Genomic DNA, 1,787 nt, shown 5'->3' with positions numbered 1-1,787 from the left:
GTGGCCCTCGACCATGTAGGTCCGGCCGATCAGATCGACGATACGCCGCGCCAGCGCCTGTGCGTCGGCAGCCTCGCGAATGCCGGTTTGCAGGATGATGAACTCATCACCACCGATCAGGGCCACGGTGTCCGTGGGCCTCACGGTCGAGCGAAGCCGGTCGGCGACCTTCGCCAGAAGTGCGTCGCCGATCGGGTGACCGAGCGTGTCGTTGACCGTGAGGCCCACGGACACCGTGGCCCGGATCGGTGGTGATGAGTTCATCATCCTGCAAACCGGCATTCGCGAGGCTGCCGACGCACAGGCGCTGGCGCGGCGTATCGTCGATCTGATCGGCCGGACCTACATGGTCGAGGGCCACCTCCTGACGATTGGAGCCAGCGTCGGTGTCGCGCTCGCGCCCACCGACGGGACGAGTGCCGACAAGCTCCTGAAGAATGCTGACCTAGCCTTATACCGAGCCAAGCTCGACGGGCGCGGGACGTACCGTTTCTTCGAGCCTGAGATGGACGCGCGCATGCAGGCGCGCCGCCGGCTTGAACTCGACATGCGTCAGGCCTTGGCGCGGCGCGAGTTCCAGCTTCACTACCAGCCCCAGATGCAACTCGACGGTGATAGGCTGATCGGCTGCGAGGCCTTGATCCGCTGGAAGCATCCTGAGCGCGGGATGATCTCGCCGCTCGATTTCATCCCACTGGCGGAGGAGATCGGTCTGATCGTGCCGATCGGCGAGTGGGTCATCCGTCAGGCCTGTCGCGATGCGATGACGTGGCCCACGGGGATGTCAGTCGCGGTGAACGTCTCCCCCGCCCAATTCAAGAGCGACCGGCTGGTCGAGACAATCATCTCGGCACTCGCCAGCTCAGGTCTGTCGGCCAAGCGGCTGGAGGTCGAGATCACAGAGGGCGTCCTCTTGCAGGAGAGCCAGAGGACCTTGCAGACGCTCCATCGACTGCGTGAGCTCGGGGTCCGCGTCTCGATGGACGATTTCGGCACCGGCTACTCGTCGTTGAGTTACCTGCGCAGCTTCCCGTTCGACAAGATTAAGATCGACAGGTCCTTCGTGAAGGACTTGTCGGACAAGCCCGATGGGGACGCGATTATCCGGGCGATCGCGGGCCTCGGCAAGAGCTTGGGCATGACCACAGTCGCCGAAGGCGTCGAGACGCCGGAGCAAATGCAGCGTATTCGCGATGAAGGCTGCACTGACGTGCAGGGCTACCTCATCAGCAGGCCAATACCGGCGGATGATATTTTGCAATTCATCGCGAGCTACCAGCCCTAATCCTGAGTCACCCAACTTATTGGATGCCCCATGAGTGAGCTCTATCGCCTCGTCTACGCCAGCAAGAACTTATTTCACGGATCTGAGACTGAACTGACGGCCGTTGTCGGGCAGATCCTGGCCTCATCGCAGCGGAACAACGCTCGGGCGGATGTGACCGGAGCGCTGATGTTCAACGCTGGAGCCTTCGCTCAGGTTTTGGAGGGACCAAGACAGGGGGTCGAAGAGACATTCGAGCGGATCCAGTGCGATGGCCGTCACGGCGACGTGACGGCTCTTCAGTGCGGTCCGACGGAAAGCCGCAACTTCGCGAACTGGTCCATGGCCCACGTCGGCGCGTCCGCCGGGGGGCAAGCCCGCTTCAGCCGTCTCGCGGCCGAGAGCGGGTTCGACCTGTCCAGGCTGGACGGCGACCCCGTGTTCACCATGCTGCATGAGCTGGTGCTGGAGGAGGAAGGAGTGCACCTCGCGCTCGCAGCCGCTCCATCGATCGAACCACCTG

General features: G+C 63.2%; 2 protein-coding genes and 1 pseudogene. 2 read left to right on the top strand and 1 reads right to left on the bottom strand.

Going from position 1 to position 1,787, the window contains the following annotated elements:
- Window positions 1-228, bottom strand: a 228-nt coding sequence (locus MKK65_RS08200) for a diguanylate cyclase domain-containing protein (RefSeq protein ID WP_409565383.1), incomplete at its 3' end; no start/stop codon positions are given.
- Here MKK65_RS08200 and MKK65_RS08195 point away from each other — a divergent pair.
- Together MKK65_RS08195 and MKK65_RS08190 are read left to right on the top strand one after the other, a co-directional pair.
- Window positions 215-1,285 (top strand): annotated as a pseudogene (locus MKK65_RS08195) (putative bifunctional diguanylate cyclase/phosphodiesterase); the annotation flags it as partial. The gene MKK65_RS08200 and the pseudogene MKK65_RS08195 overlap by 14 nt on opposite strands.
- Before the next feature lie 30 nt (window positions 1,286-1,315).
- Window positions 1,316-1,787: BLUF domain-containing protein (locus MKK65_RS08190; protein ID WP_243956960.1), on the top strand; the 472-nt coding region annotated here is incomplete at its 3' end.

The sequence above is a fragment of the Methylobacterium sp. J-001 genome (assembly GCF_022829565.1).
In the GTDB taxonomy this organism is placed as follows: domain Bacteria; phylum Pseudomonadota; class Alphaproteobacteria; order Rhizobiales; family Beijerinckiaceae; genus Methylobacterium.
Note: the sequence above shows the minus strand (reverse complement) of the source record. Positions and strands in the feature narration are given on the sequence as shown.